22 protein-coding genes are annotated in these 21,734 nt (G+C 68.2%); 14 read left to right on the plus strand and 8 right to left on the minus strand.

Translation table 11 applies throughout. The features are described from left to right. Positions 1-130 precede the first annotated feature (130 nt). From LGN17_RS17450 to LGN17_RS17460, 3 genes are all read left to right on the plus strand, one after another. Positions 131-808, plus strand: a complete 678-nt coding sequence (locus LGN17_RS17450) for an SOS response-associated peptidase family protein (protein ID WP_226197899.1) — start codon at positions 131-133, stop codon at positions 806-808. 303 nt (positions 809-1,111) lie between these two features. Beyond that, positions 1,112-2,542 (plus strand): purine-cytosine permease family protein, encoded by a 1,431-nt coding sequence (locus LGN17_RS17455; protein WP_226197900.1) that lies wholly within the window; start codon positions 1,112-1,114, stop codon positions 2,540-2,542. Positions 2,543-2,703: 161 nt separating this feature from the next. After that, positions 2,704-3,774: a porin gene (locus tag LGN17_RS17460; RefSeq protein WP_226197901.1), complete on the plus strand. Its 1,071-nt coding sequence runs from the start codon at positions 2,704-2,706 to the stop codon at positions 3,772-3,774. 58 nt (positions 3,775-3,832) lie between these two features. On the opposite strand, the gene LGN17_RS17465 is transcribed toward LGN17_RS17460, so the two are convergent. Continuing rightward, positions 3,833-4,789: a LysR family transcriptional regulator gene (locus tag LGN17_RS17465; protein ID WP_175958135.1), complete on the minus strand. Its 957-nt coding sequence runs from the start codon at positions 4,787-4,789 to the stop codon at positions 3,833-3,835. Between the two features lie 190 nt (positions 4,790-4,979). On the opposite strand from LGN17_RS17465, the gene LGN17_RS17470 reads away from it, so the two are divergent. Genes LGN17_RS17470 through LGN17_RS17480 form a run of 3 tightly spaced genes read left to right on the plus strand, consistent with a single transcriptional unit; the run spans position 4,980 to position 8,649 of the window. Further along, a complete protein-coding gene (locus tag LGN17_RS17470; protein ID WP_226197902.1) occupies positions 4,980-6,290 on the plus strand; it encodes an MFS transporter in 1,311 nt (436 codons plus the stop codon). A 31-nt stretch (positions 6,291-6,321) separates the two neighbouring features. Further along, positions 6,322-7,593, plus strand: a complete 1,272-nt coding sequence (locus LGN17_RS17475; protein WP_226197903.1) for a Zn-dependent hydrolase — start codon at positions 6,322-6,324, stop codon at positions 7,591-7,593. Between the two features lie 33 nt (positions 7,594-7,626). Further along, entirely contained in the window at positions 7,627-8,649 is a 1,023-nt protein-coding gene (locus LGN17_RS17480; RefSeq protein WP_226197904.1) for a histone deacetylase family protein, read from the plus strand. A gap of 585 nt (positions 8,650-9,234) precedes the next feature. Here LGN17_RS17480 and LGN17_RS17485 read toward each other — a convergent pair. Beyond that, positions 9,235-10,155 (minus strand): LysR family transcriptional regulator, encoded by a 921-nt coding sequence (locus LGN17_RS17485; RefSeq protein WP_226197905.1) that lies wholly within the window; start codon positions 10,153-10,155, stop codon positions 9,235-9,237. A 156-nt stretch (positions 10,156-10,311) separates the two neighbouring features. Here LGN17_RS17485 and LGN17_RS17490 point away from each other — a divergent pair, with 156 nt between their 5' ends. Further along, positions 10,312-11,232: a pyridoxal-phosphate dependent enzyme gene (locus LGN17_RS17490; RefSeq protein ID WP_226197906.1), complete on the plus strand. Its 921-nt coding sequence runs from the start codon at positions 10,312-10,314 to the stop codon at positions 11,230-11,232. Between the two features lie 54 nt (positions 11,233-11,286). Further along, a complete protein-coding gene (locus LGN17_RS17495) occupies positions 11,287-11,424 on the plus strand; it encodes a hypothetical protein (protein ID WP_226197907.1) in 138 nt (45 codons plus the stop codon). 148 nt (positions 11,425-11,572) lie between these two features. Here the strand turns inward: LGN17_RS17495 and LGN17_RS17500 are convergent, their stop codons facing one another. Then, positions 11,573-12,706, minus strand: a complete 1,134-nt coding sequence (locus tag LGN17_RS17500; RefSeq protein WP_226197908.1) for a DUF2242 domain-containing protein — start codon at positions 12,704-12,706, stop codon at positions 11,573-11,575. Positions 12,707-12,821: 115 nt separating this feature from the next. Beyond that, positions 12,822-13,715: a LysR family transcriptional regulator gene (locus LGN17_RS17505; protein ID WP_226197909.1), complete on the minus strand. Its 894-nt coding sequence runs from the start codon at positions 13,713-13,715 to the stop codon at positions 12,822-12,824. Positions 13,716-13,823: 108 nt separating this feature from the next. Here LGN17_RS17505 and LGN17_RS17510 point away from each other — a divergent pair, with 108 nt between their 5' ends. Next, complete coding sequence (locus tag LGN17_RS17510; protein WP_226197910.1) at positions 13,824-14,579, plus strand: TerC family protein; 756 nt, start codon at positions 13,824-13,826, stop codon at positions 14,577-14,579. A gap of 91 nt (positions 14,580-14,670) precedes the next feature. Next, the gene (locus LGN17_RS17515) at positions 14,671-15,006 is read left to right on the plus strand and encodes a zf-TFIIB domain-containing protein (RefSeq protein ID WP_226197911.1); all 336 of its coding nucleotides are present in this window, start codon (positions 14,671-14,673) and stop codon (positions 15,004-15,006) included. A gap of 86 nt (positions 15,007-15,092) precedes the next feature. Here LGN17_RS17515 and LGN17_RS17520 read toward each other — a convergent pair whose 3' ends face one another. Then, positions 15,093-15,509 carry an Hsp20/alpha crystallin family protein gene (locus LGN17_RS17520; RefSeq protein WP_226197912.1) on the minus strand — a complete coding sequence of 139 codons (417 nt, stop codon included), beginning with the start codon at positions 15,507-15,509 and terminating at the stop codon, positions 15,093-15,095. Between the two features lie 16 nt (positions 15,510-15,525). Further along, positions 15,526-15,966 (minus strand): Hsp20/alpha crystallin family protein, encoded by a 441-nt coding sequence (locus tag LGN17_RS17525; RefSeq protein WP_226197913.1) that lies wholly within the window; start codon positions 15,964-15,966, stop codon positions 15,526-15,528. A 246-nt stretch (positions 15,967-16,212) separates the two neighbouring features. Between LGN17_RS17525 and LGN17_RS17530 the strand changes: the two genes are divergently transcribed. Beyond that, positions 16,213-17,130 carry a 3-hydroxyacyl-CoA dehydrogenase NAD-binding domain-containing protein gene (locus LGN17_RS17530; RefSeq protein WP_226197914.1) on the plus strand — a complete coding sequence of 306 codons (918 nt, stop codon included), beginning with the start codon at positions 16,213-16,215 and terminating at the stop codon, positions 17,128-17,130. Between the two features lie 15 nt (positions 17,131-17,145). Here LGN17_RS17530 and LGN17_RS17535 read toward each other — a convergent pair whose 3' ends face one another. Further along, complete coding sequence (locus tag LGN17_RS17535; protein WP_226197915.1) at positions 17,146-17,427, minus strand: DUF4148 domain-containing protein; 282 nt, start codon at positions 17,425-17,427, stop codon at positions 17,146-17,148. A 167-nt stretch (positions 17,428-17,594) separates the two neighbouring features. After that, positions 17,595-18,443, minus strand: coding sequence for a LysR substrate-binding domain-containing protein (locus LGN17_RS17540; RefSeq protein ID WP_226197916.1), 849 nt, complete (start codon positions 18,441-18,443; stop codon positions 17,595-17,597). A gap of 329 nt (positions 18,444-18,772) precedes the next feature. Here LGN17_RS17540 and madL point away from each other — a divergent pair, with 329 nt between their 5' ends. From madL to mdcA, 3 genes are all read left to right on the plus strand, one after another. Next, positions 18,773-19,168, plus strand: coding sequence for a malonate transporter subunit MadL (gene madL / locus LGN17_RS17545; protein WP_034186756.1), 396 nt, complete (start codon positions 18,773-18,775; stop codon positions 19,166-19,168). 11 nt (positions 19,169-19,179) lie between these two features. Next, positions 19,180-19,947 (plus strand): malonate transporter subunit MadM, encoded by a 768-nt coding sequence (madM, locus tag LGN17_RS17550; RefSeq protein ID WP_226197917.1) that lies wholly within the window; start codon positions 19,180-19,182, stop codon positions 19,945-19,947. 132 nt (positions 19,948-20,079) lie between these two features. After that, positions 20,080-21,726: a malonate decarboxylase subunit alpha gene (gene mdcA / locus LGN17_RS17555; RefSeq protein WP_226197918.1), complete on the plus strand. Its 1,647-nt coding sequence runs from the start codon at positions 20,080-20,082 to the stop codon at positions 21,724-21,726. The last annotated feature ends 8 nt before the right edge of the window (positions 21,727-21,734 follow it).

Raw genomic sequence — 21,734 nt, forward strand, 5'->3', positions numbered from 1 at the left:
CGGCACGCGTCGGGCAACGCGCGGCGCGTCATCGCTTCGTAAAACTGTTTCGTCATACCAAGCAATAGCGCGAGCATGGCACCCACGCTGACCTACGATGGAAACATGGCTTCCCATCGTCCGCCGAGCCGTGTGCACTCACTACCGCGCCCCTGACGAAGACCCGGGCATCAGCGAACTGAAGATCGGCATCGGCGATCTGTATCGCCGCGACCCGTGGGCACCCGACGTGTATCCCGACTACGCGGCGCCGGTCGCGCGCGCCAATGGCGACGGCCTGGAAGTCGTCGCGGCCGTGTTCGGCTTCTGGCCGAAATTCATGCAGCCGGAGCGAGTCGACGAGAACGGCCGTCGAAGGAAGAAACTCGACACGATGAACGCGCGCGCGGAAACGGTCGGCTCGTCGCGGCTCTACGGCAATGCGTGGCGCAACGGACAGCGCTGCCTGATTCCGGTGCGCTGGATCGTCGAACCCTGCTACGAAACCGGTCGCAACGTGTGGCAGCGGATCGGCATCGACGGCTGGCAACCATGCTGCGTCGCTGGCATCTGGCGGCGCTACGAAGGCGACGACGGCCGTGAACGCGTGGGCATGGCGATGCTCACGGTCAACGCCGACTCGCACCCGCTGTTCGCGCGGATGCATCGGCCGGGCGAAGAGAAGCGGGGCGTCGTGATGCTGCGTCGCGACGACTACGACGAATGGCTGCATGTGCGTGACGTCGAGGCCGCCCGACGCATGCTGAACCTGCTTCCCGCCGCCGACATGACGGCCGAGCCCGATCAGGCATCGCCCGCACGCAGCTGAGCTTTCATTCATCCGACATTCCGCTTTCGATCAAACCGGTCGAACGTATCCCGATGGTTCGAACAATTTCGAAAATCGGCCGATTTCGGGTAATCACCGATACCTCGCAAGTTGTATATACAAGATCATCCGCTGGCAATGTCGGCACACGTCGTGCCGCTTGCGTGCCCGTGCGCAGACCATGCGTGCGCGGCGCATGCCGGCGATCCACGGCGCCCCGCACCCGCAGAGCCGAAAGGGCGGCTCGCAGATTCCCGTCTCGTTCAAACCATTTGTGATCCTGAGTATTTTGGAGATTTCCCCGTGTCAACGAATCCCAGTGGAAAAGCCGGCGGCCTGATCGAGGTACGTTCGATCGACTTCATTCCCGACGCCGAGCGCCACGGCGGCTTGCTGAGCCAGTTCACGCTGTGGCTGTCGGCCAACATGCAGATCACGGCGATCGTCACGGGCGCACTCGCCGTGGTGCTCGGCGGTGACGTGTTCTGGTCGCTGGTCGCGCTGCTGCTCGGCCAGTTCATCGGCGGCGCGGTGATGGCGCTGCATGGCGCGCAGGGGCCGCAACTCGGGTTGCCGCAGATGATCTCGAGCCGCGTGCAGTTCGGCGTCTATGGCGCGATGATCCCGATCGTGCTCGTGTGCTTGATGTACATCGGCTTTTCCGCGAGCGGCTCGGTGCTGGCCGGGCAGGCCGTCGCGCAGTTGCTGCACGTCGACGACGCGGCCGGCATCCTGCTGTTCGCGGCCGTGATCGTCGTGCTGACCGTGTTCGGCTATCGCGCGATCCATGCCGTCGGCCGGATCGCGAGCGTGGTCGGCATCGCCGCGTTCGTCTACATGTTCACGCAGCTGTTCGCGAACCATGATATCGGCGCGCTGCTGGCGAACAAGCATTTCACGCTCGCAAGCTTCCTGCTGTCGATGTCGCTGTCGGCGTCGTGGCAGATCGCGTTCGGCCCGTACGTCGCCGACTATTCGCGCTACCTGCCGCGCTCGACGTCGTCGGTCGCGACGTTCGTCGCGGTCGGCCTGGGTTCGGTGATCGGCGCGCAGGCGGCGATGGTGTTCGGCGTGTTTGCGGCAGCACTCGCCGGCAGCCAGTTCGCGCACCATGAGGTGTCGTATATCGTCGGCCTCGGTTCGACCGGCGCCGTGGCCGCGCTGCTGTACTTCAGCATCGCGTTCGGCAAGGTGACGGTGACGGCGCTCAACGCATACGGCAGCTTCATGTCGATGGCGACGATCGTCAGCGGCTTCCGCGGCAAGGGTGCCGTGTCGTCGCGCAGCCGCCTCGTCTACATCTTCGGGATGATCTGCGTATCGACGCTCATCGCGCTCGCGGGCCGCCATTCGTTCCTGAAGGAATTCACCGCATTCATCCTGTTCCTGCTCGCGTTCTTCACGCCGTGGAGCGCGATCAATCTGGTCGACTACTACTGCTTCACGCGCTCGCGCTACGACGTGCCGGCGCTGTCCGATCCGGACGGCCGCTACGGCCGATGGAACATGATGGCGATCACGATCTACGTGGTCGGCATCCTCGTGCAGTTGCCGTTCATGTCGACGCACCTCTACACGGGGCCGCTCGTCGACGCACTCGGCGGCACCGACATCTCGTGGATCCTCGGCCTGGTCGTGCCGGCCGTGCTGTATTACATCGGCGCGCGCGCGTCGCGTCGCAGCATTCCCGAACGCCTGATCCTGCCGCTCGAGCGCGGCGAAGTTCACCACTGACGACACGTCGCGCGCATTCGGGCCGGCCGGCGGCCGGCTCGAATGCGGCGCGAGCCGGACGCTGCCTGCGCCGGGCTCCTCCCCAGGTTTCCTTTCCCGCGATGCCGGTGCGGCGCAACTGCCGCGCGCGGTGTCGTTTCATTCTCTGACTATTGAATAGTATGACTAAACAAATGAAAGCCAGCGGGAGCGATTCCCGGGCGCGGAGGGCGCACGCCGGTCTTCGCATGACGGTCGCGGTGGCGTGCGTCGCCGGGCCAGGCGCCGCGTTCGCGCAGGACGGCGTCACGCTGTACGGCGTGATCGACGAGTTCGCGCAGGTCGTGAATACGGGCAACGGCTATACGGCGGCGATCAATTCGGGCGGCCAGTGGGGCAGCCGGTTCGGGCTGAAGGGCGGCGAGGATATCGGCGGCGGGCAGAAGATCGAGTTCGCGCTGGAGAACGGCTTCAACCCGAACGACGGTTCGCTGGCGAGTTCGGGCAGCCTGTTCAACCGGCAGGCGTGGGTTGGCATCGCGGGGCAGTGGGGCAAGGTGCGCGCGGGCCGCCAGAATTCGCCGTTGTTCAACGACCAGGGCGGCCAGGATGCGTTCGGCGGCGTCACGCAGGCGTCCGGCATGGACAACCTGACCGTGTTCGCGTTCCGCACCAGCAACACGCTGTCGTACCAGAGCCCGGAGATCGCGGGCTTCCAGGGCGGGCTGTACTTCGGGTTCGGCGATGCGGGCGGCGTGCGCTCGGCGGGCTCCAGCCAGCAGTTCGACCTGACCTACGAACACGGGCCGTTCGGCGCGTTCGTCGCGGGCCAGTGGCTGAAGAACGCGACGGCGAGCACCACCGATCGCACGATCATGGCCGGCGCGTCGTACGAGATCGGCAAGGCAACCGTGTACGGCGGCTTCTCCGCGGTGAAGTGGGCCGATCTTGGCATCGATTCGCGCGTGTACGGGCTGTCGGTCAAATACCAGTTCAATCCGGCCAACTACGTGGCGCTCGGCTACGCGTATCTGCACGACCAGTCGTCGCAGGGCAACAATGCGGACCAGCTCGGGCTGATGTACGAATACGACCTGTCGAAGCGCACGAGCTTCTACGGCGCGCTGTCGTACCTGCGCAACCGCAACCAGGCCGGCTATACGCTCGCCGGCGCGGCGAACCCCGGCCTGCCGCTCGCGTATCCGGGTGCGAATGCGCGCGGTGTGCAGCTCGGCATCGTGCATCGCTTCTGACGTCGTCGACGCGCCGGGCCGTGTGCGCCCGGCGCTTTCCCCGGGCGCGTTCGCGCCGTCATTTCCCCAGCCGCTCCGCGAGCGAATAGCGCTGCATGCAGCGCTCCATCGCGTCGAGAAACGCCTGCTCGGCCGCGTTCATCTTGCGGTCGCGATGCCACAGCAGGAACACGTCGACATCGACGAGCCCGTCGTCGGGCGGCAGCCGCCACAGCCGCTGCTGCGCGATGTCGTCGCGCACGATGTGCTCGGGCAGGCAGCCGATCCCGTAGCCGGCGAAGATCAGCCGCCGCACTTCCTCGAGGCTCGGCGACGACGCGACGATGCGCCCCGTGAAGCCTCTCTGGTCGCGAAACACGGTGAGCGGCGACAGGCTGTCGCCGATCTGGTCGCTCGTGAACGACACGAAATTCTCGGCGAGCAGATCGTCCATCCGCAGTTGCGTCTGCCCGAACAGCCGGTGGTGGCGGCCGCAGTAGATCGCATAGCGCTGGCGCAGGAAGCAGCGCATCTCCAGCTTGTCGTGCGGCGTGCGGCACAGGCCGAGCCCGGCCGTGGCCGTCTTCTGCAGCAGTGAAGACAGAATGTCCGACGAGCGCATCACCTCGATCTGCAGGTCGATGCGCGGATACGCGCGATGGAATTCCGCGAGGAATTCGTCGTAGACGGGCGACTCGATGCGGCTTACCGTCAGCAGCCGGATCGAACCGGTCAGGTCGGCCGTGCTGTCGTCGATTTCGGTTTCGAGACGCGAGATACCGCCGTAGATGTCGCTCGCGATCCGGTAGACGGCTTCGCCGGCAGGCGTCGGTGCGAAGTGCGTGCCGCGCCGCTCGATCAGCTTGCGTTCGAGGGTGTCCTCGAGCCGCCGCAATGCCTGACTCACGGCCGGCTGCGTCACGTGCAGGCGCGCGGCCGCGCGGCTTACGCTGCGCTCCTGGATGATCACCAGATACGTGCGCAGCAGGTTCCAGTCGAGGCGGTCGTTCAGGAACGGGGCAAGGTCGGGGCGCATCGGGTCTCCGGGCGAGGCGTCCAGATGGACATTAGTTGAATTTATACAGCGAATAATAACTTGAAATTTGACTAATGATTTGCGGTCGCCGATAAAGGAGGGGCGCCGCAGCGTGCGGCGCAAGGCCGCGACAGACGGCCGTCACACGATATTGCGCGCCGCCCCGCGGTGGCGCGCGCCAGGAGCCCCCATGACCCAGTCCCTTCCTTCCGCCCGCCAGCCGGGGCGTGCCGCGACGGCCGCGTTCATCGGCACGATGATCGAGTGGTACGACTTCTACATCTACGCAACCGCCGCCGCGCTCGTGTTCGGCGAACTCTATTTCCCGTCGCATGATCGCTTCGTCAGCACGATGGCGTCGTTCGCGACGTTCGCGGTCGGCTTCTTCGCGCGGCCGCTCGGCGGTGTGATCTTCGGCCATCTCGGCGATCGCATCGGCCGCAAGAAGGCGCTGATGACGACGCTGATGATGATGGGCGTCGCGACCGTCTGCGTCGGGCTGCTGCCTGATTATTCGAAGGTCGGCATGCTCGCGCCGGTGCTGCTCGTCGCGCTGCGCGTGGTGCAGGGGATCGCGGTGGGCGGCGAATGGGGCGGCGCGGTGCTGATGGCGGGCGAGCATGCGCCGCAGGGGCGCCGCACGTTCTTCGCGTCGTTCGCGCAGCTCGGCAGCCCGGCCGGGCTGATCCTGTCGCTGATCGCGTTTCGCGCGGTCACGTCGATGGACAAGGCCGACTTCCTCGCGTGGGGCTGGCGCCTGCCGTTTCTCGCGAGTTCGGTGCTGCTCGTGGTCGGCATCCTGATCCGGCTCGGCGTGAACGAGTCGCCGGAATTCGCGCGCGTGAAGGAAACCAACCGCACGGTGAAGCTGCCGGTCGCGGAAGTGTTCCGCTCCGCGTCGGGGCTCGTGGCGCTCTGCATCGGCGCAAACACGATCGGCATCGCGGGCGTCTATTTCACGAACACCTTCATGATCGCGTATACGACGCAGTACGTCGGCGTCTCGCGATCGCTGATCCTCGACAGCCTGTTCGCGGTCGCGATCATCCAGTTCGTCGCGCAGCCGATCGCCGCATGGATCGCCGAGCGCATCGGCGGCGCACGCTTCCTGAAGCTCGCGGCGCTGTTCGCGATGCTGTCGCCGTATCCGATGTTCATGCTCGTGCAGGGCGGCACGTCCGCCTCGCTGATCGCAGGCATCGCGCTCGCGGTGGTCTGCATGGCCGGCTTCTATTCGGTGATCGCGGGGTTCGTGAGCGACGTGTTCCCCGCGCACGTGCGCTATTCGGCGATCTCGCTCGCTTACCAGATCTGCGGCGCGATCGCGGGCGGGCTGACGCCGCTCGTCGGCACGTGGCTCGCACATCGCTTCGCGGGCCAGTGGTGGCCGCTCGCGGTCTTCTACACGTGTCTCGCCGGCATCTCGCTGCTCTGCATCGTCGCGCTCGACGCACGCCGCGCGGCAAGGCCTGCCGCCGCCGAAGCGCTTGGCTCGCAGTGAACCTCGACGAACGAATTCATCCGGAGTGCACATGAAAGACCTGCTGGAAATCGACGGCGCCCGTTTGTGGCGGAGCCTGGCGGATATGGCGCGCGTCGGCGCGACGCCGCGCGGCGGCGTGCGGCGCCTCGCGCTTACCGAAGACGACCGTCGCGGGCGCGACCTGTTCGCGCAGTGGTGCCGCGACGCCGGGATGACGGTGAGCGTCGACGCAGTCGGCAACCTGTTTGCGCGGCGCGACGGCGCCGATGCGCAGGCCGCTCCGGTGCTGATCGGCAGCCATCTCGACACGCAGCCCGAAGGCGGCCGCTTCGACGGCGTCTATGGCGTGCTCGCCGCGCTCGAACTCGTGCGCACGCTGAACGACGCGGGCATCGCGACCGCCAAGCCGCTGGAGATCGTGTCCTGGACCAACGAGGAGGGCGCGCGCTTCGCGCCGGCGATGCTCGGCTCGGCCGTGTTCACCGGCGCGTTGGCGCTCGACGATGCGCTCGCGAAGCAGGACGCCGACGGCGTCACGCTCGGCGCGGCACTGGACGCATGCGGCTATCGCGGCACGCGTGCGACCGGCGGCCCGGTCGATGCGTACTTCGAAGCCCATATCGAACAGGGCCCCGTGCTCGAGGCGAACGGCACGACGATCGGCATCGTCACGGGCGGGCAGGCGATCCGCTGGCTCGACGTGACGGTGACGGGCGTGGCCGCGCATGCGGGCACGACGCCGATGCCGTATCGCAAGGATGCCTATTTTGCGAGTACGCAGATGGCGCTCGAACTCGAACGGATCGTCACCGGCTATGCACCGCGCGGGCTCGCGACGATCGGGCAGGTCGGCATCCGAAATGCATCGCGCAACACCATTGCCGGCGAGCTGACGTTCACGGTCGACCTCCGCCATCACGACGATGCGCAAGTCGATGCAATGGAGCGCGAATTACGCGATGCATGCACGCGTGTGGCCGCCGCGCGGGGCGTGCGGGTCGCGATCGACACCTGCTGGCGCAGCCCGGCGACGCCGTTCGATCGCGACTGCGTCGAGCAGGTCGCGCAGGCGGCCGCCGCGTTCGGCTATACGCACGAGCGGATCGTCAGCGGTGCCGGGCACGACGCGATCCTGCTCGCGCGCCGGGTCCCGACCGCGATGGTGTTCATTCCGTGCGTCGACGGCCTGTCGCACAACGAAGCCGAGGATGCGCTGCCTGCCGACGTGACGCGCGGCGCGAACGTGCTGCTTCATGCGGTGCTCGCGCGCGCCGGCGTGGCGGCGGGCGTTGCCGCGGCCGCCGCCACGCAGGATGCATGACGCGGCGAATCGATAAACCGACGAGGGCGAACGATGAAAACCTATTTCCATCCCGAGCAGTTGCTGCACCATCCGCGCAGCTACCTGTCGCGTGGCCGGATGCGTGAACCGCAGGAAGTGCCCGAGCGCGCGGCGCGACTCGTCGCGGCTGTCCGGTCACTCGACTTCGACGTGCGCGAGCCGGCGGACCGCGGCACCGCACCGATCGCGGCCGTGCACGACATGAACTACCTGCGCTTTCTGGAAGAAGCGCACCGCGACTGGAAGCAGATGCCCGACGACTGGGGCGACGAAGTGATGTCGAACGTGTTCGTGCGCGACCCGAACCCGCTGCGCGGCGTGCTCGCGAAAGCCGCGCGCTACCTCGCCGACGGCAGCTGCCCGGTTGGTGCGAACACGTGGCGCGCCGCGTACTGGTCCGCGCAGGGCGCGCTTGCGGCCGCGGCCGACGTCAACGACGGCGCACGCGAGGCGTACGCGCTGTGCCGGCCGCCCGGCCATCACGCACGTCGCGACGCGGCCGGCGGCTTCTGCTACCTGAACAATGCGGCGATCGCCGCGCAGTCGCTGCTCGGCCGCCACCGCCGGGTCGCGATCCTCGACACCGACATGCATCACGGGCAGGGTGTGCAGGAGATCTTCTACGGCCGCGACGACGTGCTGTACGTGTCGATCCACGGCGACCCGACCAACTTCTACCCGGTCGTCGCGGGCTATGAGGAAGAGACGGGCACGGGGGCCGGCGACGGATTCAACCTCAATCTGCCGATGCCGCACGGTGCGCCGGAGTCGGCGTTCTTCGAGCGGCTCGACGACGCGTTGCGCGCGCTCGCCCGGTTCCAGCCCGATGCACTCGTGCTCGCGCTCGGCTTCGATATCTACAAGGACGATCCGCAATCGCAGGTGGCCGTCACGACCGACGGCTTCGGGCGGCTCGGCGGCGCGATCGGCGCACTCGGGTTGCCGACGGTGATCGTGCAGGAGGGCGGTTATCACCTCGACAGCCTCGACGCGAACGCGCGTGCATTTTTCGGCGGATTCGCCGCCGCGCGCTGACGCTTCCGGACGGCTGGCAGGTCCGAAGCTCACATTGGTCGCATTGATGTTGCAGTTGTCGACGGCGTTCGCCGTCGCACTGAACGGGAAGGTGCCGCTCGACGTCGTCAGCGACGCGCAGGCCGGCGCGCCGAGCAGGTAGAGCCCGGTGTTGAGCGGCGTCATGGTGCCGCCGACTGTCTGTGAACAGGTGGCGGGCATGCCCCCCGAGCGAACGTCGCACCGTCGCTGAAAACCCTTTTCAGACAAGGCACACGGGCAAAAAAACCCCGATCACAGGGGGACCGTGACCGGGGCGGAAACGCATCCTCTCTTTGGCACGAGGGCTGGATGCGCGCGAAGTATATTTCGAACCATGACAATTCGAACCGGCGTTAAACGGCCGTTTTGGGTGTCAATTTAAAAACACCGGCGCTGCGACGTCCGGCGTCATCGTTTTGAAAGAATTTTCGCGGCAAAGATGCGGCTGTTTAGCGTGTTTCAGCAGCCAAGGCGACGGTTTGACGGAACGGGGTCGCCCGTCGTTCGGGCGCCGCGGATCGTGTCGCTCAAGTACCGGGCGAGGTCGCCGTATCGGCTGCCCGCTCAGCCCGGTTGGCGCGCTTCGCCGGCGGCATCGCGCACGGCTTCGAGAAATCGCGCGACGACGGGCGATGGCGGCATTGCCGCGCCGTCGAACACGAACTCGATGTCGAAGCGGCTGGCGAGCTCGTCGAGCGCGACGAGCCGGACCGTGCGCGGGCAGGTCGGCGACGCGCTTTCCGGCACGAATGCACAGCCCATCCCGGCTGCGACGAGGCCGATCAACGTCGGAATGTCGCTGCCGACCTGCGCGATGCGTGGCGTGAAGCCGGCCTGCCGGCATTGCGCCATCAGGAACCGGTGGTGCGCAGCGGAGCGCTGCGCGTCGAACCAGACGAACGGCTCGTTCGCGACGTCGGCCAGCGTGCGCGGCGCGGTGAAGCGTCCACCCGGCGGCGCGGGCATCGCGAGCACGAAGCGGTCGCTCAGCAGCCGTACGCCCGACAGGTGCGGCGCCTCATCTTGACGCCACGCCATGATCCCGCCGTCGAGCTGGCCGCGCATCAGCGCGTTCGCCTGTTCGGCCGACAGCATCGGCGCGATCGACAGCTTCACGTCCGGGCACGCGTCGCGAAACGCCTTGAGGACGTTCGCGACGACGGGCAACGGCAGGCAGTTCGGCAACGCACCGAGCCGCAACTCGCCCAGCTGACCGGCCGCGCTGCGCAGTGCGCGCTCACGGCTGTCCTGCAGTGTCGCGAGCAGGCCGGTCGCATCCTGCAGGAAGCTGGCGCCGGCCGCCGTGAGCGTGACGCCCGTTGCGCGGCGCACCAGCAGCGGCGTACCGATCGCGTCCTCGAGTTCGCGGATCTGTCGCGACAGCGCGGGCTGGACGATGCCGGCCGCGCGGGCGCCGGCCATCACGCTGCCGGCTTGCGCGACGGCCACGAAGTAGCGCAGGTGACGCAGCTCGATCTTGCGCATGCAGTATTCGTTCCGGTTCGTCGATATACCTGTGGAGCATAGCAAACGCCATCCGATGGTATTGGAAAGCATGGGGGGCGTGCCGTACGATGGCCGTCATTGCCGCTCGCAATTGCGCGTCGCGTGCGTTCCCTCCGTTCCCATTGGTCCCGTCCCATGCCGCTTCATATCCCGACCCCTTATCTCCGCTCGCAAATCGCGTCCCGCCGGCTCGGCAAGGCCATCCGGCTGAAGCTCGATGCGCTGCAGCCGTCGGGCTCGTTCAAGCTGCGCGGCATCGGCGCCGTCTGCGAAGCACGACATGCGGCCGGCGCGCGGCGCTTCGTGTCGTCGTCGGGCGGCAACGCGGGCATCGCGGTCGCGTATTGCGGCCGCGAACTCGGCGTGCCGGTGCTCGTCGTCGTACCCGAAAGCGCGTCGGCCCGTGCGCGCGAGCTGATTCGCGTCGAGGGTGCGGAGCTCATCGTGCACGGCGCGAGCTGGGCCGAGGCGAACGCGTTCGCGCAGTCGGCGCTCGGCGAGCACGATGCGTTCGTGCATCCGTTCGACGATCCCGTGCTGTGGCAGGGCCACGCGACGATGATCGACGAGATGGCGGCGGCCGGCCCCAAGCCCGACGCGATCGTGCTCGCGGTCGGCGGCGGCGGGCTGTTGTGTGGCGTGCTCGAAGGGCTCGCGCGCAACGGCTGGCACGACGTGCCGGTGGTCGCGGCCGAAACGGAAGGCGCCGACTGCTATGCGCGCTCGCTGGCGCAGGGGCATGGGGTCGAATTGCCGGCGATCACGAGCATCGCGACGTCGCTCGGCGCGAAGCGTCCGTGCGATGCGGCGGTCGAATGGGCAGCGCGACACGAGATTCACCCGGTCGTCGTGTCGGATGCCGATGCGGTGGCCGCGTCACTGCGATTTCTCGACGAGCACCGGATCGTCGTCGAACCCGCGTGCGGTGCCGCGCTGGCCGCGCTCGAGCGGCCGGTGCCCGTGCTCGCGTCGGCGAAGGATATCGCCGTGATCGTCTGCGGCGGCGTGACGGCGACCGTCGAGCAACTGCAGACGCTGCGCACAACGTTGCGGTAGGCGGGGCGGTCGGCGCAAGCGGGCTGGTCAGGGGCGGCTGGACGGCGATCGACGATGGGTATCGCCGAGATCGTCTGCGGTGGCGTGATGGCGATCGCCGAGCAACTGCAGACGCTGTGCGCGCCGTTGCGGTATGCGTGGTGGAGGCGCAGGCCGGCCGATGGCCGGACGGCCGTCGATCTCCGTGAATGACGGAATCGGCCGGGCGTGTCCGACGCAAGGCATCGGCACGACCGGCAGCCAGCCGGCGGCGTGGAAATTCCCGTGACGAATGACGGGCAAGGGGGCGTATCGTCGCGCTGCGCCGGTTGCGGCCCGGAGCGACGATACTGGCGGTCGATCAGTTTGTGGCCGGTGCGCTCGCGCCGGACGGGGCGGACGATGCGACGGGGTTGGCGGCGGCAGGCGCGGGCGACGTGCTCGACGGTGCCGATGCCGATACGGGGGGCGAAGCGGTGGACGCGGGCGCAGGCGCGACCGGTGCCGGTGTTGCAGCGGCCGGCGCCGAAGCGGCGGGCGCCGACGCCGCTGCGGCAGGGTGCGACGCCGGGCCGGAAGCGGACGCAGGCGCGGAAGCCGGCACGGGAGCCGAAGCCGGCGTGGATGCCGATCCGGACGCCGGTGCGGGCGTCGACGCGGCGGCCGATGCAGGCGCCACACCCGAAGCCGGTACCGACCCCGAACCAGACGCCGCTAGCGGCGCGGCGGCACGCATCGCCGCCGGCGCGACCACGGCCGAAGCCGCGGCCGGCACGGCGTTCGCGCCCGACTCGGGCGCCACGACCGGCAACGAAAGCGGCACCGGCGCCGCGGGCGGCGTCGGCACGACTGGGGTCGTCATCTTCATCGGCTCGCCCTGCGGCGTCGGCGCGGGTTCGGGCAGCGGCGTGACGGGCTCCTTCTCGGCGGCCTTGACGGTCGCGCGGTCACGGCGGGCCGGGTCGATCTTCAGGAAATGCTCGACGAGATTGAAGAAGCGCTCATAGAACACGCCGGCGGGAATCGTTTCGCTGGCGGTCTTGACGAGCGCGTCGTCGCTCGACCCGATCGGCAGCGACAGCGAGCCGAACACGCTGAGGCCGACGCTGGCCGACGTGTTCGACTTCTTCAGCGTGTAGCGATCCTGCACCGCATTCACGTACGCGATGCTCGACGAGCCGTCCGCGTTCGCGTCCGCGCACACGACGTGAAACTCGATCACGACGTGCATGTCGTTGTTCGGCTGGAAATTCTTGCTGCCGTCGACCGCATCGCTGCGCGACGACGACACCACATAGCCCTGGCTCAGCAGCGCGCGCCGCGCGGCCTCGCAGGCCGCGTCGGATTTCGAGTGGAACGTATGCGCGTACGGGCTGCTGGTCGCGTCGAACTGTTCCTGCTGGTAGATCGGCTTGGGCGGCGACGAGCACGCCGCCAGCACGGTCGCGGCCGCGAGCGCGCACGAAACGGAAAACAGGCGAAATCGGTTGTGCATGGCGTCTTTCAGAAGGCTTGGCGAGAGGTCGCGCAACGGCGGTGCCTGGAAGAAGCGCGCGGCAATCTCGTAAGGCCGGGGCGCCATTATAGTTTCGTTTGATGTCGCGCTCGCTTCAGTCGGCCGGGGTGCCGCGTGCGGCGGCCAGCAATCGCGACGTCAGCGGATGGTGTTCGCCGCGCCGCGAGCGGATCGCGTGGATCTCCTCGGTCACGTCGCCCGCGCGCCCGAGCCGCCGCAAGCCGCGCAGCAGCGACGCGTCGTTCGCGCCGAGTTCGCTCAGCGGAAACACGCCGAGGCCGCGCGCCGCGAACACGGCCATCAGCGCGCTGTCCTCGAATTCCCCGGCCACGCGCGGCACGATCCGTTCGCCTTCCAGCCACACGTCGAGGCGCGCGCGCAGCGCCGAATGCGCGGTCGGCAGCAGTACGGGCAGGTCGGCAAGGCACTGCGGAAAGTGCTGCCGCGCGGCCGGCGTGACGAGCGCGGCGGGGCCATACCAGTCGACCGGCGACGCGACGAGCCGCTCGCTCGTCACGCGCAGGTTCGAGCCGGACGGCGCGCCCTGGCCGGCCAGCACCAGATCGAGATGATGCAGCGCCAGCTCCGCGAGTAGCGCATCGTGCTCGCCCTCGTGGCACAGCAGCCGCAGCGTGGGTGTATCCAGCACGGGCGCGAGGGTCGCGTGCGCGGCGAGCTTGGAGATGCCGTCCGCGAGGCCGACCGCGAGCCGCACGGTCGGCTGGCTGGCCGCCGCGCGCACTTCGTCGGGAATCAGCCGCCCCATCTCGAAGATCACCTCCGCGCGCGCAAACGCGGCCTGGCCGGCGTCGGTCATCGTGACGCCGCGCCCGGCCGGGCGCAGCAACTGGTGCCCGAGCGCTTTCTCGAGCTCGCGCACCTGCGCACTGATGGTCTGCACGGCCATGTCGAGCCGCGCGGCCGCGCGCGCAAAGCCGCCTTCCTTCACGACGACCCAGAAATAGTACAGATGTCGGAAATTGAGCATCGGAGCGTAATTTCGTAAAAACCGAACTTAAAGTCAGATTCTCTCTGATTTTTCCGAAGTTCGGGGCGGCATATCATCTGGCTTTCCACTTTCGTATCGGCCCATTTCATGGACTACCTGCTGACGCTTGCCGTCGACCCCGCCGTCTGGGCTGCACTTCTGACGCTCGTCGTGATGGAAGTCGTGCTCGGCATCGACAACCTGATCTTCATCTCGATCCTCAGCAACAAGCTGCCCGAGGCGCAGCGCGCCCGCACGCAGCGCCTCGGCATCGCGCTCGCGCTGGTGATGCGCCTCGCGCTGCTCGGCAGCGTCGCGTGGATCGCGAGCCTCACAGAACCCGTGTTCACGCTGTTCGACCATGCATTCTCGTGGCGCGACATGATCCTGCTGTCGGGCGGCCTGTTCCTCGTGTGGAAGGCGACCACCGAGATCCATCACCACGTGTCGCACGACGGTGAAGGCGAGGGCGGTGCCGGCGGCGCGGCCGGCCTGACGATGTGGGCCGCGATCGGCCAGATCGTGATGCTCGACATCGTGTTCTCGATCGACAGCATCGTGACCGCGATCGGCATGACCGAGCACGTGCCGATCATGTTCGTCGCGGTGATCGTCGCCGTCGCCGTGATGCTGTTTGCCGCGCAGCCGCTCGCACGCTTCATCGACCGCAACCCGACCATCGTGATGCTCGCGCTGTCGTTCCTGGTCGTGATCGGCATGACGCTGATCGCCGAAGGGTTCGGTTCGCACGTGCCGAAGGGCTATATCTACGCGGCCATGGCGTTCTCGGCTTTCGTCGAGGGCATGAACATGCTGGCGCGGCGCGCGAAGGCGAAGCGCTCGGCACCGACGGAAGGCCGCTGAGCCATCGCGTGTGGCGCCGGCCGCTGCGGCGACCGGCGTCACGCGCCTCATAGGGAATCCAGACGACATTCGCACGGAAAGGAGAGACGCGATGAAATGCCCAGTCTGCAAGACGCCCGACCTGCTGATGGCCGAGCGCCAGTCGATCGAGATCGACTATTGTCCGACCTGCCGCGGCGTGTGGCTCGATCGCGGCGAACTCGACAAGCTGATCGCACGCGAGACCGGCGACGCGCCGCTGCGTCGCGACGAGACACCCGTGCGGCACGATGCGCAGGCGCCGCGCAGCCACGACGGCGGGTGGGGGCGCGACGGTCGTTCGCATGACAGCCGCAGCAGACCCGATGGCCGCTCGCACGACGAGCGCTACAAGCACGACGGCCAGCGTCGCCGGAAGTCGGTGTTCGACCTGTTCGACTTCGACTGATTGCACCGCATGTCGTAAAAAAGCCCCGCCGGGAGCGTACCCGGCGGGGCTTTTTCATGCGTGCGGGTGATCGCCCGCGTTGGTGCTTATGCGTGACCGGCCGTCACGTTGATGCGGCGCGGACGCGTTTCCTCGCGGCGCGGAATCGTCAGCGTCAACACGCCGTCGCGCAGGTTCGCATCGATCCTCGACGTGTCGAGGTCCGGGCTCAGCACGAAGCTGCGCGCATAGCGCGTCGCGCGGATTTCGGCATGCCGCACGCGCAGGTCGGCCGGCGTATCCAGGTGCGTGTCGGCTTCAATCGTCAGCGTGTTGTCGTGCACCTTCACGTCGAGGTTTTCGCGCGGCACGCCGGGCAGATCGGCCCGCAGCGTGACGCCGAGATGATTCTCGACGACGTCGACGGCCGGCGTGATTGCAGGCCGGCGGGCTGCGTCGGCGGCAGCGGCAGCGGGGTGAACGGTGTTCGTCTGGCGCTCGGCCAGGGTCGGGTTCGCATTCATGTCGGTATCCTGACTATTATTGAACGGTGATCGCACGCGGCTTCGATGCCTCGCGCCGGCCGACGCGAATCAGCAGGCAGCCGTTTTCGTAGCGGGCGCTGACCTGCTCGGGATCCGCGTCCCGCGGCAGTTCGACGACGCGGCGGAATGCGCCGTGAAAGCGTTCCTGCGCATAAGTGCGCAGATCGTCGCCTTCGCCGCGCGGCGCAGGCTTGCGCTCGCCGCTGATCGTCAGCAGGTCCTTGTCGATCGATACGTCGAAGTCGGCCGCGGCCATGCCGGGCGCGAACGCGACGATCTCGATGGCGCCGTCGGTGGCGCCGACGTTGAGCGCGGGAAAGGCACCGGGCCGCACCGCGCGAATGCCGGCTGGACGTTCGCCCAGCAGATTCGCTACTTGCCGCTGCACGCGGGCAAATTCGTCGAACAGGTCGCTGCCGAAATGAATACCGCTCATGTTGGTCCTCCTGAACAGGGAACACGGGAGACGTGACGGCGCGACGCCTGCGGCGGGCGCGACGCGGGAGCTCCACTGGGTGAAACGGGGGCGGTGCGTTGAACGGTGCACTGCCCGACGACGCGTAATTAGTGGCAGCCGAAGCGCATTTCAAGAGGGAATCTGCAATTTGCGTCAACGCAGGCCCGCGCGATTCGGTGCGACAATCGCCGCGATCTATTGGCAGGCCAACGACACGGGACAATCATGGACATTCGACGCATCGCGATCGTCGGCGCCGGCGTGATCGGCGCGAGCTGGACCGCTTTCTATCTGACGCAGGGCTTCGACGTCGTGGCGACCGATCCGGCGCCGCAAGCCGACACGCGGCTGCGCGACGCGCTGGCCGCGTTTCTCGGCGACCGGGCCGCCGAACTTTCCGCGCGGCTGTCGTTCGACGCCGATCTCGTGCGCGCGCTCGACGGCGCCGATTTCGTGCAGGAGAACGGCCCGGAACGGCTCGACCTGAAGCGTGCGCTGTACCGGCAGATGGACGACGTGCTGCCCGCGCACGTGCCGATCGCGTCGAGTTCGTCGGGCCTGAAGATGTCGGACATCCAGACCGCATGCGACAAGCATCCGGAACGCTGCCTGATCGCGCATCCGTTCAATCCGCCGCACCTGATTCCGCTCGTCGAGCTGGTCGGCGGCGCTGCCACCAGCCAGGACGTGATCGCGCGCGCGAAGGCGTTCTACGATGCGCTCGGCAAGCAGACTATCGTCCTCAACAAGGAGATGACCGGCCACGTCGCGAACCGGCTCGCGGCCGCGCTGTTCCGCGAGGTGTATCACCTCGTCGGCGAAGGCGTCGTGAGCGTTGCCGACGCGGACAAGGCCGTCGCATGGGGGCCCGGCCTGCGCTGGGGGCTGATGGGACAGTGCCTGACCTATCATCTCGGCGGCGGCGCGGGTGGAATCGCGCACTTTCTCGAACACCTGTCGGGGCCGATCACGAGCTGGTGGGACGACCTCGGCACGCCTTCGTTCGATCCGGACGTCGATCGCCGGCTGAACGACGAATTGCGCGCGATCCAGGGCGAGCGCTCGATGCAGGAACTGGCGGCCGAACGTGACCGCCTGCTCGTCGAGCTGATCGACGCGCGGCGCCGCAGCTTCCTGCCGTGATCGCGCCGCAGTCTGCTACTGCTGCGCGGCGGTTTGTGAGGACGGCGGCGTCTGCGCGAGCCATGCCGGGTTCGCGGCCTGCACGAGTTCGCGGTTGCGCGCGCGTGTCGCGGCGTTCGGCGGGTAGTTGCTGTCGTTCGTCGGCAGTTGACCGTCGAGATAGGCCTGCTTGAGTTGCGCGATGACTTCCGCGCGGGTCAGCCCCTGCGCGGGCGCCGCGGCGTCGGACGTCTGGGCAAAGGCGGGGGACAGCAGGGCGGCGGCGGCGGTCGCGACGGCGAATCGCAAGACATTCATGGCGTGCTCCGATCAAGGGGATGGGACACCGGATGCGCGCGGCGGGTGGCCGTGCGTTCCGATGGGTCCCATTGTCGCGAGCGGGTGCTGCGCGGACGATGACGCGTTCCGGGCAAAGCTGTCAGTTGGGGGCGCGGCCCCCCGTGTGCGTGTCGCGCCCGGTGCGGTTACAACCCCGACGCGGCGGCAATCAGCGTCGCTTCGAGCGCGAGCGTCGAACGTGACGCGGCTGCCGGCCGGTCGATCACGTATTCGAGTTCGCCGAGTTCGGGCAGCCCCGCGTCGAGCCGCGCAAGCCCGGTCGGGATCACGTAGCCGGCGAACGCGCTGACGCCGAGCCCCGCGCTCGCAGCGGCGCGCAATACCGCGACGCTGCTGCTCACTACCGCGATCCGGTACGGCCGCCCGACGGCTTCGAGCGATTCGAGCACGCGGCGGCGCGACACGCTAGGCTCCGGATGCATCGCGAGCGGCAGCACGGCCTCGTGACCGGTGATCCGCGAATCGGGGCCCGTGCACCAGTACAGCGGCTCGCTGCGGATCACGCGGCCGCGCCGGCTGCCGGCGATGCGCTTCGCGAACACGAGATCGTGCCGTCCTTCGTCGAGCGCGTCGAACAGGTCGCCCGACAGCCCGGTCGAGATCGCAAGCTCGACTTCCGGATTGCGCTGCACGAAGCTCGCGAGCGCGGCGGTCAGGTGCGCCGACGCGAAATCCTCCGACATCGCGAGCCGCACCTTGCCCGACAGCGGCGGCCCGCATACCGACGTGACGGCTTCGTCCATCAGCTCGAGGATGCGCACCGCGTAGCGGAACAGCGCGTCGCCGTGCTGCGACAGGTGCACGTTGCGCGTGTCGCGCTCGAACAGCGGCCGGTCGAGCAGCTCCTCGAGGCGGCGGATGTGCTGGCTGACGGTCGACTGCGACAGGTTCACGCGCTCGGACGCGGCGGTGAAGCTGCCGGACTGGGCGACGGCGACGAAGCTGCGCAGCAGCTCGGGCGGTAACGGACGCATTGCTAAATCCACTGAATCGGTTTCGACAACTTCATAAATGGCCGGGTATTGCGGCGCTAGTATCGGATCACGCCCCGGTGCGGCCCGCGCAAACGGGGCGAACCGGATGCGTAGCCCGTGTCGGGCCGGCGGCTGCGTCAGTCAGTCTACGGCATCCGGTGTCCGGCCCGAAACCGCATCATCCCATCGACCGCCCGAGAACGCGCCCGCACGACGGGCCGCCGGGCCGCGGCGCACCGCCGCAGGAGACAGTCCGCGCACGGGATCGACGTGCGGGCCCGCTTTCTGCACGCGTCAGGCGCCCGTCACGAAGAGACTGGAGACGACTCATGATCATCTACGGAACCGCGCTGCTGGCGTTCTGCCACCTGGCCGGACTGTTCCTCGGCGACCTGCTCGGCAGCGCGATCGGCGTGAAGACCAACGTCGGCGGGGTCGGCATTGCGATGCTGCTGCTGATCTGCCTGCGCCTCTGGCTGCACCGGCGCGGCTGGCTGCCGAAGGAGACCGAGGCCGGCGTCGGCTTCTGGGGCGCGATGTACATCCCGGTCGTCGTCGCGATGGCCGCGAACCAGAACGTCGTCGCCGCGCTGAAGGGCGGCCCGGTCGCGCTGCTGGCCGCCGTCGGCGCGGTCGCGATCTGCGCATGCTGCATCGCGGTACTCGTGCGCACCGGGCGCGACGACACGGCCTTCGCGGGCGTGCCGCAATTCGAAGAACAGTGACGGAGGCCGCCATGCTGCAGATGCTCGAAAAAACCGTCGCCCACAACGGGCTCGTCGCGTCGTTCGCGCTGGTCGGCCTGATCATGTGGCTGTCGTCGATCGCGTCGCGCAAGCTCACGTTCGGCCGCGTGCACGGCTCCGCGATCGCGATCGTGATCGGCCTCGCGCTGGCTTACGTCGGCGGCGCATTCACCGGCGGCGAGAAGGGGATCGCCGACGTGCCGCTGTTCGCGGGCGTCGGCCTGATGGGCGGCGCGATGCTGCGCGATTTCGCGATCGTCGCGACCGCGTTCGAAGTGCAGCCCGCCGAGGCGCGCAAGGCCGGGCTCGTCGGCGTCGTGTCGCTGCTGCTCGGCACCGTGCTGCCTTTCATCGTCGGCGCGTGCATCGCGCGCGCATTCGGCTACACCGACGCGGTCAGCATGACGACCATCGGCGCGGGCGCCGTCACCTACATCGTCGGCCCCGTCACGGGCGCGGCGATCGGCGCAAGCTCCGACGTGATCGCGCTCAGCATCGCGACGGGGCTCGTGAAGGCGATCATCGTGATGGTCGGCACGCCGGTTGCGGCCAGCTTCATGGGCCTGAAGACGCCGCGTTCCGCGATGATCTTCGGCGGCCTCGCCGGCACCGTCAGCGGCGTGAGCGCGGGGCTCGCGGCGACCGACCGCCGGCTCGTCCCGTACGGCGCGCTGGTCGCGACGTTCCATACGGGCGTCGGCTGCCTGCTCGGCCCGTCGGTGCTGTTCTTCACGACGCGCGCGCTGGTCGGTGCATAGGTCCGCGCGACGCGGCCCGCGTGCGGGCCGCATCCATCGCGGCGTCCTCTGAGTCGCATTCGTCAACATCATCAATCGGCGGCGGCGCCAGGCTTAGAATGCCGCTGAACCATCGAAGCGGGAGAACAGTTCATGACGGGATGGAATCACGCGCGGCAGGCGCGCGATGCACGGCTCGCGGCCGGCGCGGCTTACGCGCAGGGCAAGCGGGTCGACGCGCGCGACACCGTGGCGTTGCTCGAAGCGGTGCTGCGGCCCGGCGACCGCGTCTGCCTCGAAGGCGACAACCAGAAGCAGGCCGACCTGCTCGCGACGGCGCTCGCCGACGTCGACAGCGCGAAGATCCACGACCTGCACATGGTGCAGTCGGGCGTCGTGCTGCCCGAGCATCTCGACGTGTTCGAGCGCGGCATCGCGAAGCGTCTCGACTTCGCCTACTCGGGCCCGCAGTCGCAGCGGATCGCGAAGCTGCTGTTCGGCGGCAAGATCGCGCTCGGCGCGGTGCACACCTATCTCGAACTGTTCGCACGCTACTTCATCGACCTCACGCCGCAGGTCGCGCTGATCGCCGCGGTCAGCGCCGATCGCGACGGCAACCTGTACACGGGCCCGAACACCGAGGACACGCCGACCGTCGTCGAGGCCACCGCGTTCAAGGACGGCATCGTGATCGCGCAGGTCGACCGCATCGTCGACAAGGTGCCGCGCGTCGACATCCCGGGCGACCGCGTGCATTTCGTCGTCGAGGCCGGCCGGCCGTTCTACGTCGAGCCGCTGTTCACGCGCGATCCGGCCGCGATCACCGAAACGCAGATCCTCACCGCGATGCTCGCGATCAAGGGCATCTACGAGCCGTACGGCATCAAGCGCCTGAACCACGGGATCGGCTTCAACACGGCCGCGATCGAGCTGCTGCTGCCGACCTACGGCGAGAAGCTCGGGTTGAAGGGCAAGGTCTGTTCGCACTGGGCGCTCAATCCGCACCCGACGCTGATTCCCGCGATCGAGTCGGGCTGGGTCGAGCAGATCCACTGCTTCGGCTCGGAAGTCGGGATGGACGACTACATCCGCGCGCGCTCCGACATCTGGTTCACGGGCCCCGACGGGGCGCTGCGCTCGAACCGCGCGTTCTGCCAGACCGCCGGCCTCTATGCGTGCGACATGTTCATCGGCTCGACGCTGCAGATCGACCTGTCCGGCCATTCGTCGACGGTCACGGCCGAACGCATTGCCGGTTTCGGCGGCGCGCCGAACATGGGCAGCGACGCGCGCGGCCGGCGCCATCCGAGCGAGCCGTGGCTGAAGGCCGGCGCGGAAGCCGACCCCGACACGCCGGCGGCGCTCAGGCGCGGCCGCAAGCTCGTCGTGCAGATCGGCGAGACGTTCGGCGACAAGAACGTGCCGATGTTCGTCGAGAAGCTCGACGCGCTGAAGCTCGCCGACAAGCTGCAGCTCGACCTCGCGCCGATCATGGTCTACGGCGACGACGTCACGCACATCGTCACCGAGGAGGGGATCGCGAACCTGCTGATGTGCCGCGACAAGGACGAACGCGAGCACGCGATCCGCGGCGTCGCCGGCTATACGGAGATCGGCCGCGGCCGCGACCGCAAGATGGTCGAGCGGCTGCGCGAGCGCGGCGTGATCCGTCGCCCGGAAGATCTCGGCATCGATCCGCTCGACGCCGATCGCCGCTGGCTCGCCGCGCGTTCGATCAAGGATCTCGTGCACTGGTCGGGCGGGCTCTATGCGCCGCCGGCCCGGTTCCGCAACTGGTGAGGAAGAGG

Origin of the sequence: Burkholderia sp. AU30280 (genome assembly GCF_020420125.1) — a bacterium.
Classification (GTDB): domain Bacteria; phylum Pseudomonadota; class Gammaproteobacteria; order Burkholderiales; family Burkholderiaceae; genus Burkholderia.

Bases quoted from the DNA above. Each gene is read 5' to 3' on its own strand.
- LGN17_RS17495 (WP_226197907.1), top strand. From the start codon at position 11,287: ATGGGTATCGCCGAGATCGTCTGCGGTGGCGTGATGGCGATCGCCGAG.
- LGN17_RS17530 (WP_226197914.1), top strand. From the start codon at position 16,213: ATGGACATTCGACGCATCGCGATCGTCGGCGCCGGCGTGATCGGCGCG.
- LGN17_RS17480 (WP_226197904.1), top strand. From the start codon at position 7,627: ATGAAAACCTATTTCCATCCCGAGCAGTTGCTGCACCATCCGCGCAGC.
- LGN17_RS17535 (WP_226197915.1), bottom strand. From the start codon at position 17,427: ATGAATGTCTTGCGATTCGCCGTCGCGACCGCCGCCGCCGCCCTGCTG.
- LGN17_RS17490 (WP_226197906.1), top strand. From the start codon at position 10,312: ATGCCGCTTCATATCCCGACCCCTTATCTCCGCTCGCAAATCGCGTCC.
- LGN17_RS17515 (WP_226197911.1), top strand. From the start codon at position 14,671: ATGAAATGCCCAGTCTGCAAGACGCCCGACCTGCTGATGGCCGAGCGC.
- LGN17_RS17470 (WP_226197902.1), top strand. From the start codon at position 4,980: ATGACCCAGTCCCTTCCTTCCGCCCGCCAGCCGGGGCGTGCCGCGACG.
- LGN17_RS17485 (WP_226197905.1), bottom strand. From the start codon at position 10,155: ATGCGCAAGATCGAGCTGCGTCACCTGCGCTACTTCGTGGCCGTCGCG.
- LGN17_RS17505 (WP_226197909.1), bottom strand. From the start codon at position 13,715: ATGCTCAATTTCCGACATCTGTACTATTTCTGGGTCGTCGTGAAGGAA.
- LGN17_RS17510 (WP_226197910.1), top strand. From the start codon at position 13,824: ATGGACTACCTGCTGACGCTTGCCGTCGACCCCGCCGTCTGGGCTGCA.
- madM (WP_226197917.1), top strand. From the start codon at position 19,180: ATGCTGCAGATGCTCGAAAAAACCGTCGCCCACAACGGGCTCGTCGCG.
- LGN17_RS17525 (WP_226197913.1), bottom strand. From the start codon at position 15,966: ATGAGCGGTATTCATTTCGGCAGCGACCTGTTCGACGAATTTGCCCGC.
- madL (WP_034186756.1), top strand. From the start codon at position 18,773: ATGATCATCTACGGAACCGCGCTGCTGGCGTTCTGCCACCTGGCCGGA.
- LGN17_RS17460 (WP_226197901.1), top strand. From the start codon at position 2,704: ATGACTAAACAAATGAAAGCCAGCGGGAGCGATTCCCGGGCGCGGAGG.
- mdcA (WP_226197918.1), top strand. From the start codon at position 20,080: ATGACGGGATGGAATCACGCGCGGCAGGCGCGCGATGCACGGCTCGCG.
- LGN17_RS17500 (WP_226197908.1), bottom strand. From the start codon at position 12,706: ATGCACAACCGATTTCGCCTGTTTTCCGTTTCGTGCGCGCTCGCGGCC.
- LGN17_RS17540 (WP_226197916.1), bottom strand. From the start codon at position 18,443: ATGCGTCCGTTACCGCCCGAGCTGCTGCGCAGCTTCGTCGCCGTCGCC.
- LGN17_RS17520 (WP_226197912.1), bottom strand. From the start codon at position 15,509: ATGAATGCGAACCCGACCCTGGCCGAGCGCCAGACGAACACCGTTCAC.
- LGN17_RS17475 (WP_226197903.1), top strand. From the start codon at position 6,322: ATGAAAGACCTGCTGGAAATCGACGGCGCCCGTTTGTGGCGGAGCCTG.
- LGN17_RS17465 (WP_175958135.1), bottom strand. From the start codon at position 4,789: ATGCGCCCCGACCTTGCCCCGTTCCTGAACGACCGCCTCGACTGGAAC.